Origin of the sequence: Streptomyces sp. NBC_00523, from assembly GCF_036346615.1 — a bacterium.
Classification (GTDB): Bacteria; Actinomycetota; Actinomycetes; order Streptomycetales; family Streptomycetaceae; genus Streptomyces.
This window is the reverse complement of record NZ_CP107836.1, coordinates 4,890,757-4,903,756: the sequence shown is the minus strand read 5'-3', so window position 1 is coordinate 4,903,756 and position 13,000 is coordinate 4,890,757. Positions and strand designations below refer to the sequence as shown.

Annotated in this window: 9 protein-coding genes; 3 read left to right on the top strand and 6 right to left on the bottom strand. The window is 73.8% G+C overall.

From position 1 onward, the window contains the following. Positions 1 to 53: 53 nt before the first annotated feature. Positions 54 to 440: an MGMT family protein gene (locus tag OHS17_RS22455; protein ID WP_383167245.1), complete on the bottom strand. Its 387-nt coding sequence runs from the start codon at positions 438 to 440 to the stop codon at positions 54 to 56. Between the two features lie 239 nt (positions 441 to 679). On the opposite strand from OHS17_RS22455, the gene OHS17_RS22450 reads away from it, so the two are divergent. From OHS17_RS22450 to OHS17_RS22440, 3 genes are all read left to right on the top strand, one after another. Beyond that, on the top strand, positions 680 to 3,385 hold the full coding sequence (locus OHS17_RS22450; RefSeq protein ID WP_330313607.1) for a lysylphosphatidylglycerol synthase domain-containing protein: 2,706 nt from the start codon (positions 680 to 682) through the stop codon (positions 3,383 to 3,385). A gap of 115 nt (positions 3,386 to 3,500) precedes the next feature. Beyond that, on the top strand, positions 3,501 to 5,102 hold the full coding sequence (locus OHS17_RS22445; RefSeq protein WP_330313606.1) for an alpha/beta hydrolase: 1,602 nt from the start codon (positions 3,501 to 3,503) through the stop codon (positions 5,100 to 5,102). Positions 5,103 to 5,175: 73 nt separating this feature from the next. After that, positions 5,176 to 6,693: an alpha/beta hydrolase gene (locus tag OHS17_RS22440; RefSeq protein WP_330313605.1), complete on the top strand. Its 1,518-nt coding sequence runs from the start codon at positions 5,176 to 5,178 to the stop codon at positions 6,691 to 6,693. Positions 6,694 to 6,755: 62 nt separating this feature from the next. Here the strand turns inward: OHS17_RS22440 and moeZ are convergent, their stop codons facing one another. From moeZ to OHS17_RS22415, 5 genes are all read right to left on the bottom strand, one after another. Then, positions 6,756 to 7,934, bottom strand: a complete 1,179-nt coding sequence (gene moeZ, locus OHS17_RS22435) for an adenylyltransferase/sulfurtransferase MoeZ (RefSeq protein WP_018105519.1) — start codon at positions 7,932 to 7,934, stop codon at positions 6,756 to 6,758. 85 nt (positions 7,935 to 8,019) lie between these two features. Further along, the gene (locus OHS17_RS22430; protein WP_330313604.1) at positions 8,020 to 8,856 is read right to left on the bottom strand and encodes a spherulation-specific family 4 protein; all 837 of its coding nucleotides are present in this window, start codon (positions 8,854 to 8,856) and stop codon (positions 8,020 to 8,022) included. Beyond that, complete coding sequence (locus OHS17_RS22425) at positions 8,844 to 9,809, bottom strand: NAD-dependent epimerase/dehydratase family protein (protein WP_018105517.1); 966 nt, start codon at positions 9,807 to 9,809, stop codon at positions 8,844 to 8,846. The genes OHS17_RS22430 and OHS17_RS22425 overlap by 13 nt, the downstream gene beginning before the upstream one ends. A gap of 162 nt (positions 9,810 to 9,971) precedes the next feature. Next, a complete protein-coding gene (locus OHS17_RS22420; RefSeq protein WP_330313603.1) occupies positions 9,972 to 11,186 on the bottom strand; it encodes a hypothetical protein in 1,215 nt (404 codons plus the stop codon). Positions 11,187 to 11,238: 52 nt separating this feature from the next. Continuing rightward, positions 11,239 to 12,978 carry a glycosyltransferase gene (locus tag OHS17_RS22415; RefSeq protein WP_330313602.1) on the bottom strand — a complete coding sequence of 580 codons (1,740 nt, stop codon included), beginning with the start codon at positions 12,976 to 12,978 and terminating at the stop codon, positions 11,239 to 11,241. Positions 12,979 to 13,000 lie beyond the last annotated feature (22 nt).

Genomic DNA, 13,000 nt, shown 5'->3' with positions numbered 1-13,000 from the left:
GCGCACCGCACGGACGCGGATCCGCCCGTTCCGCCGCCCCATGGCCGAAGCTGTCAGGTGTGAGCTCCCCCACCGCCGCCGGCCGCCGCCGGGCCGCCCGTCACGCCGTCCCATCGCGCGCGCCGCATGTCCAGGCGCGGGAGGTGGCCCTCCGCGCTCGCCGGGGCCTCGCGCAGCGGGGTGCTCTCCGCGCGGTAGTGGTCCAGGGCGCGCAGCTCGTGGCCGGGCAGCAGCCTGCCGTCGGAGCGCACCACGCGCCACCACGGCACCGCGCTCCCGTACAGCGCCATGACCCGGCCGACCTGGCGCGGCCCGCCCTCGTCCAGCCACTCCGCCACATCGCCGTACGTCATGACGCGGCCGGGCGGGATCAGGTCGGCGACGTCGAGCACGCGCTCCGCGTACTCCGGCAGCGCGTCGCCCGTCGGGTGTTCGCTCATCCGCCCCATCCTGCCGCACGCCACCGACAGCCCGGCCTGATCCAAACGAAAGGCCCTGGCCGTGTTCGCGCGCACACGCAGCGTGCGCACGGCGGGAAAGGAGCGTATGTTGCGCATCGCACGCCCCCGCATCGCACCCTGATGCCCCCTTGCGCCCAGCGGCCGTGCCACCATCATGCGGGCGGTGACCGGTGATACGAGAACACGAAGACCAATCAGAGGCGACGAAGGAGCAGGGCGTGCAGCCACCGAAGGCGGCCGACGCCTCCGATGCCGAGCCGCGTCCGGACAGCGACCGGCGGGAGCCGGACACGGACGCGGAGACCCCGGCCGGATCGACCCTCGCCGGCTCCGAAGCGTCGCAGGCCGAGCGCGTCTCCGGTGACGAACCGCTGCTCCCCGCCCGGGTGCACCGCCCCTCCGACCTGCTGCGCCTGCTCATCGGGGTGCTGGCGGTCGTCGTCCTTTTCTCCGTCGCCGCCTTCGCCCACGGCACGACCACCGGCCTCGAACAGGACATCAACAAGGGCACCGGCCAGGCCCCCGACCTGCTGATCAAGCTCGCCGGGCTGGTCTCCAGCATCGCCGTGCTGCTCGTGCCGGTCGCCTTCGCCATCGAGCGGCTGATCAAACGCGACGGGCTGCGGATCGCCGACGGGGTGCTGGCCGCGGTGCTGGCGCACGGGGTGACGCTCGCCACGGATCTGTGGGTGGCCAAGTCCGCCTCCGGCACCATCCAGGACGCGCTGACCCAGCCGCAGCCCGGCGACGCGGTCACCGATCCCGTCCACGGCTACCTCGCGCCCGTGATCGCGTACATGACCGCGGTCGGCATGGCGAGACGGCCGCGCTGGCGCGTCGTGCTGTGGATGGTGCTGCTGCTGGACGCCTTCGCGATGCTGGTCGGCGGCTACACGACCCCGTTCTCCATCGTGCTCACGGTGCTCATCGGCTGGACGGTGGCGTACGGCACGCTGTACGCGGTCGGCTCGCCGAACGTCCGCCCGACCGGCCAGCACCTGATGGCCGGTCTGCGGCACGTCGGCTTCCGGCCGGTCACCGCGATGCGGGCGGACGACGCGCCCGACTCCGGCGACCAGAGCGACCGGGGGCGCCGCTATCTGGTCTCCCTGGAGGACGGGCCACCGCTCGACGTGACCGTCGTGGACCGCGAGCAACAGGCCCAGGGGTTCTTCTACCGGGTGTGGCGCAGGCTCACCCTGCGCGGCATCACCCAGCGCCGGTCCATCCAGTCGCTGCGCCAGGCGCTGGAGCAGGAGGCGCTGCTCGCGTACGCGGCCATCGCCGCCGGGGCCAACGCGCCGAAGCTCATCGCCACCTCCGAGCTCGGCCCGGACGCGGTGATGCTGGTCTACGAGCACATCGGCGGCCGGTCCCTGGACGCCCTGGAGGACACCGAGATCACCGACGATCTGGTGCGCGGGGCGTGGGAGCAGGTGAAGGCTCTCCAGTCGCGCCGGATCGCGCACCGCAGGCTCACCGGCGACGCCATACTGGTGGATCGTTTCGGCACGGTGTTCGTCACCGACCTGCGCGGCGGCGAGATCGCGGCCGGTGACCTGGTCCTGCGGATGGACGTCGCGCAGCTGCTCACCACCACCGGGCTGCGGGTGGGCCCCGAGCGGGCCGTGGCCGCCGCGCTCGCCGTGCTCGGCCCCGACGCGGTCGCCGACTGCCTGCCCCTCCTCCAGCCGATCGCGCTCAGCCGCTCCACCCGGGCGCAGCTGCGCAGGCTCGCCCGGGAACGCTCGCAGCGCGAACGCGAGGCGGTCCTCGAAGCGTCGGACGCGGCCAAGCGCGCCCGGGCCGAGGACGCGGAGCTGTCCAGGAACGGTGACCGCAAGTCCGCCCGCAAGTCGATGCGGGCCGAGAAGCGGGCCATGGACGACGCCCTCGAAGAGGCGCGCGAGGAGGACCTGCTCTCCCAGATCCGCCGGGAGGTCCTGCTGATCCGGCCGCAGGCGCCGGTCGAGCCGGTCCGCCTGGAACGCATCAAGCCGCGCACCCTGTTCAGCTTCATCGCCGGTGCCATCGCCGCGTACTTCCTGATCTCGCAGGTCACCGAGGCCGACTTCGGGGCGGTCGTGGAGCAGGCGGAGTGGGGCTGGGTGGCCGCCGCGCTCGGCTTCTCGGCACTGAGTTACGTGGCCGCCGCGATGAGCCTGCTGGGCTTCGTGCCCGAGCGGGTGTCGTTCGGGCGGACCGTCCTGGCGCAGGTCGCCGGGTCGTTCGTGAAGATCGTGGCCCCGGCGGCGGTCGGCGGGGTGGCGCTGAACACCCGGTTCCTCCAGCGCTCCGGGGTCCGCCCCGGTCTCGCGGTGGCCAGCGTGGGCGCGTCCCAGCTGTTCGGTCTCGGCTGCCACATCCTGCTGCTGGGCGCCTTCGGCTATCTGACCGGCACCGAGAAGACGCCGTCCTCGCTCACCCCGTCCAGGACCGTGATCGCCGGGCTGCTGACGGTCGCCGTGCTGGTCCTGGTGGTCACCGCGATCCCGTTCCTGCGGAAGTTCGTGGTGACCCGGGTGCGGTCGCTGTTCGCCGGGGTCGTGCCCCGCATGCTCGACGTGGTGCAGCGCCCGCAGAAGCTGCTCACCGGGATCGGCGGGATGCTGCTGCTGACCGGTGTCTTCGTGATGTGCCTGGACGCCTCGGTCCGGGCGTTCAGCGGACCGGACACCCCGCACCTCAGCTACGCGAGCATCGCGGTGGTCTTCCTCGCCGGGAACGCGCTCGGCTCGGCCGCGCCGACGCCCGGCGGGATGGGCGCCGTCGAGGGCGCGCTGACGCTGGGTCTGATCGCGGTCGGGCTGCCGAAGGAGGTCGCCGCCCCGGCCGTGCTGCTGTTCCGGCTGATGACCCTGTGGCTGCCGGTCCTTCCCGGCTGGCTGTGCTTCAACCACCTCACGCGCAAGGGGCAGATCTGACACCCGGGCGCTGAGCGGGAGGCCCCCGGGTGCGCGGGAGGGACCTGCGTGCACGGGCCACCCACTTGGACCGGCACCCCGTGCGCGCGCCCCGGCGCCGCCGCAGCATGGAGCGATGAGGACCTCCCCTGCCCTGCGCGCCGCGGCCCTCGCCGCCACCGTGACCGTGCTGCTCCCCCTCGCCGGCTGTGCGGACGGCGGTGACAAGGAAGCCGCCGAACCGACGAGCCAGGCCCGCGCGGCGAACGCCACCACCGGCAGCCCCTCGTCCGGCCTCGCCTCCCAGAAGCTGACGTGGAAGAAGTGCCCCGCGCCTTCCCAGGCCCAGGGGGGCGGCAAACCGCCGTCCCCGCTGCCCGGCGGCGCGAACTGGGAGTGCGCCTCCATGAAGGCCCCCCTCGACTACGCGAAGCCGGACGGCGACACCATCGAGCTGGCGCTCATCCGCGCGAAGGCGATCAGCCCGAAGAAGCGGATCGGCTCGCTCATCTTCAACTTCGGCGGCCCCGGCGGCTCGGGCGTCGCCACCCTGCCCGCATTCGGTACGGCGTACGACAAACTGCGTGCCCGGTACGACCTGGTGAGCTTCGACCCGCGCGGAGTGGGGAACAGCGACGGCGTCGAGTGCGAGACCGACCAGCAGCTGGACGCCCGCTACCAGGAGGACGGCACCCCGGACGACGCGGCGGAGGAGAAGGCGTTCGTCCAGGACACCAAGCGGTTCGCCGCCGCCTGCGAGAAGCGGTCCGGCGAGCAGCTTCCGCACGTCGGCACCACCAACGCCGCCCGCGACATGGACCTGATGCGCCAGGTGCTCGGCGACGACAAGCTGTACTACTTCGGCATCTCGTACGGCACCGAGCTGGGCGGCGTCTACGCGCACCTCTTCCCGAAGAGGGTCGGCCGGGCGGTCCTGGACGCGGTGGTCGACCCCACCGAGGACGCCGAGCAGTCCTCGCTGAGCCAGGCCAAGGGCTTCCAGCTCGCCCTGGAGAACTTCACCAAGGACTGCGCGGACCGGGGCGACGCCTGCAAGCTCCCCGGCTCCGACGCGAAGGAGATCGAGAAGGGCATCGCCTCCCTGCTGGACCAGCTGGAGAAGAAGCCGATCAAGGGCATCGGCGCCCGCAAGCTGACCGAGACCCAGGCCACCACCGGCATCGCGGCGGCCCTCTACTCCAAGGAGACCTGGCCGCTGCTGGAACAGGGGGTGGACGAGGCCGACGGCGGGAACGGCTCCCTGCTCCTGGCGCTCGCCGACTCCCTCAACGGCCGCTCCGACGACGGACGCTACGACAATTCCGCCGCCGCCTACTCCGCGATCAGCTGCGCCGACTCGCGCGAGCGGTTCACCCTGGAGCAGACGAAGGCGAAGCTCCCCGAATTCCGCGACGCCTCGGCGGTCTTCGGCAACTACCTGGGCTGGGGCCTGATGGGCTGCACCGACTGGCCGGTCAAGGGCACCTGGAAGACCCCCGACGTCAGCGCCCCCGGCTCCGCCCCCATCCTCGTCATCGGCAACACCGGCGACCCGGCGACCCCGTACGCGGGTGCCAAGGCGATGGCTGACGAGCTGGGCGAGGACGTCGGTGTGCAGATGACGTACAAGGGCCAGGGCCACGGCGCGTACAACAGCGGCGACGCCTGCGTGCAGAAGGCGGTCGGCGGCTATCTGCTCGACGGCAGGGCCCCGGAGGCCGGCACGGTCTGCGGCTGAGCCCCCGCGAGACGCCCCCCTACGATGGGCGAACTGCCGTACGGGCAGCGCTCGACGGGGAGGGAACGCACACGTGGTCGTACACGCACGGGCCGGGGCACTGGCCACCGCCGCACTGCTGCTGACGGGGGTGCTCGCGGGCTGCGAGGACGGTACGGACGACGAGCCGGGCAAGCGGGCGGGCGGCGGCACCGCCTCGTCGCCCGCCTCGCAGCGCCTGGACTGGGCCCGGTGCGAGGCCCCCGAGGGCGGTGAGGAGCCGGGCTCCGAGTGGCGCTGCGCGACGGTGAAGGTGCCGCTGGACTACGCGAAGCCCAAGGGCGAGACGATCGGCATCGCCCTGATCCGCAAGGAGGCCACGGACCCGTCCAAGCGCCTGGGCTCGATGCTCTTCAACTTCGGCGGACCCGGCGGCTCCGGCGTCTCGATCCTGCCGCGCGCCGCCGCCGGGTACGCCACCCTCAACTCCCGGTACGACCTGGTGGGCTTCGACCCGCGCGGGGTGGCGCAGAGCGCCGGGGTGCGGTGCCGCGACGACAAGGCGCAGGAGAAGGCGTACCAGAATGTGGACATGACGCCGGACACCGCGGCCGAGGAGGCGTCGTTCATGAAGGACGGCGCCGACTTCGGGGCCGGCTGCGCACGCCTGTCCGGCAAGGTCCTCCCGTACGTCGGCACGACGAACGCCGCCCGCGACATGGACGTGATCCGCCGCGCCCTCGGGGACGAGAAGCTGACGTACTTCGGGATGTCGTACGGCACCGAGCTGGGCGGCACGTACGCCCACCTCTTCCCGGAGCACGTGGGGCGTACGGTCCTCGACGCGGTCGTCGACCCGACCGCGGACGCCACCGGGCACGCGCGCAACCAGGCGACCGGCTTCCAGCGGGCCCTGGAGAACTACCTCAAGGACCGCGGCCAGGACCCGGAGGCGGGCACCCGGCGGATCGCGGCGCTGCTGAAGCGGATCGACGCCGAGCCGCTGCCGACCGGCACGGACCGCGCGCTCAACGAGTCGCTGGCGATCACCGGCATCGTGACCCCCCTCTACTCCCAGGACAGCTGGCCCACCCTCACCCGCGCCCTGGACGCGGCGGAGGACGGCGACGGCGGCCTGCTGCTCCAGCTCGCCGACTCGTACAACGGCCGGGACCAGAACGGCCACTACGACACCCAGAACCACTCGCAGCGGGCCATCTCCTGCGCGGACGGCAAGGCGCGGCCCACGGCGGCCGAGGCGAAGGCGCTGCTGCCCGAGTTCGAGAAGCTGTCCCCCGTCTTCGGGCCGTTCCTGGCCTGGGACACGGCGGGCTGGTGCTCCGGCTGGCCGGTGGAGGGCGAGCACGACCACCCGGAGGCGAGCGCTCCGGGCGCCGGTCCGGTCCTGGTCGTGGGGACGACGGGCGACCCGGCCACGCCGTACGAGGGCGCCCGCCGGATGGCGGACGCGCTGGGCGAGGGCGTCGGTGTGCTGCTCTCCAACAAGGGCGAGGGGCACGGCGCGTACGGCCGCAACAGCTGTGTGACGTCGACGGTGGACGCGTACTTCCTGGACGGGAAGGTCCCGGCGGACGGCACGACCTGCTCGTAGCGAGGCCACGGAACGCCGAAGGGGCCGGCCCGCGCGCTGCGGACCGGCCCCTTCGAGGTCGTCTAGTAGACCGGCTTCTCGGGCTCGATCTGGTTGACCCAGCCGATCACGCCGCCGCCCACGTGGACCGCGTCGGCGAAGCCCGCCGACTTGAGGACCGCGAGGACTTCCGCACTGCGGACACCCGTCTTGCAGTTCAGGACGATGCGCCTGTCCTGCGGGAGGTCCTGGAGGGCGTTGCCCATCAGGAACTCGTTCTTCGGGATCAGCCGGGAGCCCGGGATCGCGACGATCTCGTACTCGTTCGGCTCGCGGACGTCGATGATCTCGATCTTCTCGTCGGCGTCGATCCACTCCTTGAGCTGCTTCGGAGTGATGGTCGAACCGGCCGCCGCCTCCTGGGCCTCCTCCGACACGACGCCGCAGAACGCCTCGTAGTCGATGAGCTCGGTGACGGTGGGGTTCTCGCCGCAGACCGCGCAGTCGGGGTCCTTGCGCACCTTGACCTGGCGGTACTGCATCTCCAGGGCGTCGTAGATCATCAGCCGGCCGACCAGCGGGTCGCCGATGCCGGCGAGCAGCTTGATGGCCTCGTTGACCTGGATCGAGCCGATGGAGGCGCAGAGCACACCGAGGACGCCGCCCTCGGCGCAGGAGGGAACCATGCCCGGCGGGGGCGGCTCCGGGTAGAGGCAGCGGTAGCAGGGACCGTGCTCGGACCAGAACACGGACGCCTGGCCGTCGAAGCGGTAGATCGAGCCCCAGACGTAGGGCTTGTTCAGCAGGACCGCGGCGTCGTTGACGAGATAGCGGGTGGCGAAGTTGTCCGTGCCGTCCACGATCAGGTCGTACTGGGAGAAGATGTCCATCACGTTCTCGGCTTCGAGCCGCTCTTCGTGAAGGACCACGTTGACCAGGGGGTTGATGCCCTGGACGGTCTCCTTGGCCGACTGTGCCTTGGACTTGCCGATGTCGCCCTGGCTGTGGATGACCTGGCGCTGCAGGTTCGACTCGTCGACCTCGTCGAACTCCACGATGCCGAGCGTGCCGACACCGGCGGCGGCCATGTACATCAGGGCCGGCGAGCCGAGGCCGCCGGCGCCGACACAGAGCACCTTCGCGTTCTTCAGCCGCTTCTGCCCGTCCATCCCGACATCCGGGATGATCAGGTGGCGGGAGTACCTGCGGACCTCGTCGACGGTGAGCTCAGCAGCTGGCTCGACCAGGGGTGGCAGCGACACAGGAACCTCAACAATGCAGGTGGTCGGTTTCTACGTACTTCGACTACGTACGGTTGTTCTTCCGGTAACACTGCCACGCCCCCTCTCATTCCGAGATACCGGGTCCGATCCGCGAGACGATTTCGTCCCAGTACCTGGGCAGTGCCGCGAATGGGTCGCTTTGTCCGTGACCGTTCCGGCCGTTCCCCGGACCGGACCGTCCGCCGCGGTCGGTGAAGAAGATCGTCCCGGCGCCCTGCCAGCGGGCGATGCGCATGGCCTCCTCCAGATGCGTGCGCGGAACGCCGTGCACGAAGTGCGCGAAGCGGCCGGGCGGGTAGGCCGCGGTCCACTCCGCCACCTGCGACCAGCGGTAGTCGCTCCACGCGCCCCGGAAGGTGACGAGCTGGTCCCCCGTCTCCGCGTAACCGGGATACGGATGGGTGTCGTGCCCCAGCACGAGGTGCCCGTCGTCCTTCCCCAGGAAGGCCCGCAGGGTGCCGGTGAGCCGGCGGACGACGGGCAGCTCGGCGCGGCCGGCCGGACAGCGGTCCAGGTAGAAGCCGTCCACCCGGTACCAGTCCAGGTACGACCGGGCGTCGGCGAGGAGTTCCCCGAACGGCCGGGTGCCGTGGGCGAGATCGAGCTGCCCGAGCAGCCTGCCGCCGGACGCGCGCACGGCGTCGAGCGGGTCCCCGTCGCGCAGCGCGCGGGCGCGGGCGTTGCGGAGCCGGCCGGCCGCCTCCAGGCAGTGCGGGTCGGGCCGGCTGCCGGGGCCGTTGTCGATGTTGAGGACGGCCCAGTGCAGCGGGGTGCCGGGGCGGCTCAGCTCGGCCCACTCGGCGGGGGCGAGCAGCGGGTGGGCGTAGCCGGGGACGCCGAAGCCGAGCCGGTCGGCGCCGCTGGTGCGCCGGGCGGTGCCGGTGCTGGTCAGATACGGCACGCCGCCTCCATCCAGATGTCGGCGAGCGATTCCTCCAGATTGATCCGGGGGCGCCAGCCGAGCCGGTCCCGCGCGGTGCGCACGTCGGCCTGCTGCCAGGCGCCGCAGCCGTCCGGGTACGGGGACGGGGTGGCCGAGAGGTGTTCGATGACCGACTCGGTGGAGGTGCGGGGCGCGCCGATGGGGAGGCGGGCGGGGGGCGAGTCCAGCTCGTGGAGAGCGCCCGCGTATCCGGCGACCTTGGCGAGGACGGCCGCCGCGTCGCGCAGCCGGACGGCCCGGCCGGTGCCGATGTTGACGACGCCCTGGGCGGCGGAGAGCGAGGCGGCGTGGACGGCCCGCGCCACGTCGCGTACGTCCACGAAGTCCCGCTGCACGCCGAGGCCGCTGAGCTTCAGCTCGCCGTCGCCGGCCTGCATGGTGCGGCGCATCGCCTCGGCGAGCCGGCCGAGCGGGGAACCGGCCGGGGTGCCGGGGCCGACCGGGGAGAAGACCCGCAGAACGACCGCGTCGAGCCCGGAGCCGAGGACCAGCTCGGTGGCGGCGAGCTTGCTGACGCCGTACGGGCCGCCGGGGCGCGGGATGGCGTCCTCGGCGGTGGAGGACCCGGGCTGCGAGGGCCCGTACTCCGAGGCGCAGCCGACCTGCACCAGGCGGGCGGTGCAGCGGCTGCGCCGCATCGCCTCGCAGACCGTGGCGACGGCGACGGTGTTGTGCCGGGTGAGGTCGCGCGCGCCGCCCCGGGTCGCGCCGGCGCAGTTGACGACGACCCCGGGGTGGACGGCGTCCAGGAAGCGGGTGAGCGCTCCGGGGCTGCCGGTCGCAAGGTCGAACCGGACGTCGGCGTCGTCGCCGCGGCCGAGGGCCGTGAGGTGGACGGCGGGGTCGGCGAGCAGCCGGTCGGCCACGAACCGGCCGATGAATCCGTTGGCTCCGAGCAGCAGCACCCTCATCGCGCACCGCCCCGGCCTGAGGGCCGACGGCGGGCTGCCGGTGCGGGGGATTGGCGGGTCATGTGGGTGTCTCCTTGAGGGCTGTCCCGTACGCGTCGGTGCGTGCGGTTCGGGTGGTGACGGCCCGCGGCGTCGGCTCCGCGGGGGGATCGGGGGTCCGCCTCAGGGGGCGGCGTGGGCGGAGGCCCGGGAGAGGGCGAGGACGGCGGTGATCAGCAGGCCGAACGCGGCGGTGCCGCAGGCCAGTACGGGCACGACCCCGGGGCCCGCCGCCTCGATGAGGGCGTGGACGGGGCGGGCGACCGCGTGGAGCCCGGGCAGCCGTCCGGCCAGGATCAGGGCGGGGGCCGCGGCCTCCATGGCGCAGGCGGCGGCGAGTCCGGTGGCGGCCGGTTCGGGGAAGCCGTGGACGGTCAGCAGGCGGGCCAGCAGGAGCAGCATCCCGAGGGTGGCGGCCCCGGCCGGTGAGCCGCCGGTGCCGAAGCCGAGGCGGGCCAGGTACAGCAGGGCGGCGAGGGCGCAGGCGAAAAGCGCGACGACGCCGAAGAGCAGGGGGCGCACGCCCGCCCCGAACTCCTCCAGCGCATGGCTGCCGTGCAGGCGGCGGTGCGCGGCCAGGGCGAAGAGGTGGGCGCACCAGGCGGCCGGGGCCACCGCGACGGCGAGCCCCAGCAGGGGTGCCGGGGTCACCGTCCAGGGGCCCTCGGGGCCGCCGCTGAGGACCTGGTGGAGCAGGTCGTCGCCGTACAGGACGTAGCCGAGCAGCCAGCAGGCGCCGAGCGCGGCGGCGCCGGACATGCCCGCCCCCTCCCGGGCGCTGAGCGGGCCGGTGCGCAGGGTGAGGGCGAGGCCGGTGAGCGCGAGGAGCGCCCCGGCGGAGCCGAGGGCGAGGCGGGCGTCGCCGCCGAGCACCCCGTCGGTGAGCCCGAGCGCGACGAGGGTCGCGAGGCAGGCGGCGCCGGGCAGCAGGGCGCGCAGGGACCAGGCGGCGCGCGTGGTGACGTCGCGCGCCGGGGCGGGGCCGGTCGCGGAGCCCGTCACCGCGGGCTCCCCCGCGACCGCGGGGACCCGGGCGAAGAGCTCCTCGGCGAGCGAGAACACGTCCCGGTGCCGGTAGCGGGCGGCGGTGCGGTCGGTGACCCCGTGGGCCTCCAGTCCTGCGGCGATCTCCAGCGGGTCGACGGCCCGTTCGCACAGCTCCCGGTGACGGTGCATGAGCGCCCGCACCGGGTCGGCGGTCCCCCGCCGCCCGACGGCCGCCTTGCGCAGGGCGGGCGCGGGGTGGGCATGCGCCACTTCGGGGGCGCGCGCGGGCGCGTCCCCGGGCGCGAGCTCCCCCGCCGAGGCGGCGTCCCCCTGCTGGCCCTCGCGGCTCATCGTCGTTCCTCCGTGGTGCTGTTCGCCCGGTGTCGGGGCTGCCGTCTCGTGGCTACGCATCGCCGCTCCCGGCGCCCGCCCAGCTGGGGGTGCGGTCGGTGCGCTCCGGTCCGGCCGGCTCCGGCCAGTGGCCCAGGACGTGGGCCTCCGGCGGGGTGGCGAAGGGGCGCGGGCCGTCGTGCGGGGCGGGATGCGGCCTCTCACGTACCGGGGCCCGGGCGATGAGCTCCAGGTAGATGCCGTGGAAGGCGGCGAGATTCTGTTCGACGGTGAAGAGTTCGAGCGCCCGGGCGCGCGCCGCCGCACCCAGGCGCGCACGGCGCTCGGGGTCACGGAGGAGCGCGAGGCAGGCGTCCGCGAGCGCCCGGGGGTTGCGCGGCGGGACCACGAGCCCCGTACCGCCGATGACCTCGACCACCGCGCCGACGTCCGTGGACACCGTGGCCCGGCCGCAGAACATCGCCTCGACCAGGCTGATCGGGAAGCCCTCGACCACGCTGGAGAGCACCACGACGCCGCCCGCCGCGTACGCCTGGGCCAGCTCCGGGACCTCGGGCCCGCCGATCTCCTCGAAGCCGACCGCGTCCTCCTCGGGGAAGAGCTCGGCGGCCAGGGCGCGGCAGCGGGCCAGGTAGGCAGCGCCCGCCGGGCCCGGGGCCGGTGCGCCGATGATCCGCAGCCGGGCGTCGGGCTCGGCGAGGCGCACCTCGGCGAAGGCGCGCAGGAGGCCGATCAGGTCCTTGGCGGGCTCGATGCGGCCGACCCAGACGAGCGTGTCGGGCCCGCCGTCGTCCTCGCTCTCGCCGAGCGCGGCGAACCGGGCCGCCTCCATGCCCGGGTACACGGTCCGCAGCTTGGCGGCGTCGGCCCCGCAGCGCTCCTGCCAGCGGCGGGCGTGGGTGTTGCCGGGGGTGATGAGGTCGGCCTGCCGGTACACCTCGGTGGCGAGCCGTCCATGCAGGTGGGCGAGGAGGGCGCGCACCGGCGCGCTGACCGGCGCACCGCCCGACGCGAGGTAGTGCGCCCGGACCCGGACGGCGTGCTCGGTGACCAGCAGCGGCACCCCGAAGAAGCGTTTGGCCAGCAGCCCCGGCAGCGCGGCGGCACCGCCCGCCGTCGCGTGGCAGAGGTCCACGGCACCGAGGCCGTCCTCCTCGTACCAGTCGAGGGAGAGGGGGCGCAGCACCCGGTCCAGCTCGGCGGTGAAGGCGAGCAGGTCGGTGACGGTGGCGGTCTGCACGGTGCGTCCGGTGCCGGGGGCGCGGCAGGCGGCCTCCAGGATGCGCACGGCCGTCTCGGAGCGCAGGGCGGCGGGCAGTCCGCCGTGTTCCCAGGCGAGTTCGGCGAGGCCGTAGAGCCCGCGGGTGAAGCGCTCGTCCGCGAGCCGGGACACGGCGCCGCCTTCCGGGTGGCCCGCGTCCGTACGGCCGCGCTCCGGGCCCGCGGCGGCGCAGACGGAGGCCGCGAGGTCCGCGAAGTGGGCGGCGAAACGCCGCCGTTCGCGCCGGGCGTACGTCCGCGCGCCCCCGCCGGTCAGCAGCCGGGCGAGCGGTCCCCGGGGGGCGTGCAGGCCGAGGGTGCCCTCGTCGGCGGTCCACAGGGGCGCGGTGCGCACGCCGGCGACCTGGGGAGGGAGCCGGACCCAGCCGGCCGCCTCCTGTTCGGCGGAGCGGCTGAGCGCGAAGAGGTCGAACTCGTGCTGTGCGAGCCCGCGTACGAGCCGGTCGCACCAGAGCCTGGACTCACCGGTCGCGTACGGATAACCACCGTCGGTGAGCAGTCCGATCCGCACGAGCGCACCCCCGATCTCCCTT

Bases quoted from the DNA above. Each gene is read 5' to 3' on its own strand.
- OHS17_RS22455 (WP_383167245.1), bottom strand. From the start codon at position 440: ATGAGCGAACACCCGACGGGCGACGCGCTGCCGGAGTACGCGGAGCGC.
- OHS17_RS22420 (WP_330313603.1), bottom strand. From the start codon at position 11,186: ATGAGCCGCGAGGGCCAGCAGGGGGACGCCGCCTCGGCGGGGGAGCTC.
- OHS17_RS22445 (WP_330313606.1), top strand. From the start codon at position 3,501: ATGAGGACCTCCCCTGCCCTGCGCGCCGCGGCCCTCGCCGCCACCGTG.
- OHS17_RS22425 (WP_018105517.1), bottom strand. From the start codon at position 9,809: ATGAGGGTGCTGCTGCTCGGAGCCAACGGATTCATCGGCCGGTTCGTG.